The sequence below is a fragment of the Nitrosomonas sp. Is37 genome, from assembly GCF_033063275.1.
Taxonomy (GTDB): Bacteria; Pseudomonadota; Gammaproteobacteria; order Burkholderiales; family Nitrosomonadaceae; genus Nitrosomonas.
Genome location: NZ_JAWJYP010000082.1, coordinates 1 through 538, shown reverse-complemented (window position 1 = coordinate 538; position 538 = coordinate 1). Strand labels below are relative to the sequence as shown.

Sequence of the window (538 nt, the reverse complement as noted above, 5' to 3'; positions counted from 1 at the left end):
CCTTTTTCTCAACTACTAAGTTGTAGGTTAGGCATATTGCCAATCAATAGCCGATTAATATTGATTCCCAAACGAGCACACAAAAGCGCCAGTTGGCGCAGAATCTTGCGCAAGTTATAGCCAGCACCGCACAGTAAGGCATTGATAGCATCGCCTGCTGTGCCTTTCAAAAAGTTTCTCCCCAGACGCCCATCGTTTTTCATGTGTCCGATCACGGGTTCCACCGCACTGCGCCGCTTGAGCTTCTTTTTGATCGCCACCGTGACGCCGCGCTTGGCTCCTGCTATCCATACTTTGACCGTATCCGTCACCGCGTGTCCTCTATAACCCCGATCCACATAAACTTCCTTTGGCGCAATACCCGTTAGTTTGTGAACTTGTTCCAAGGATGCTGTAAGCGTATGCCCATCGTACGGATTACCTGGAAATGATTTCATTCCCACGACAAAGCTCTCCTTGCTAGTAGTCACCACGCCTACTTTGACTCCAAACTCATAAGGTTTGTGCGCCTTGCCCTTGGCAATACATTCAACTTCCG

1 protein-coding gene is annotated in these 538 nt (G+C 49.1%); it reads right to left on the bottom strand.

Translation table 11 applies throughout. The features are described 5' to 3' along the window. Positions 1-8: 8 nt before the first annotated feature. Positions 9-538, bottom strand: a 530-nt coding sequence (locus R2Q26_RS15360) for a transposase (protein WP_317537088.1), incomplete at its 5' end; no start/stop codon positions are given.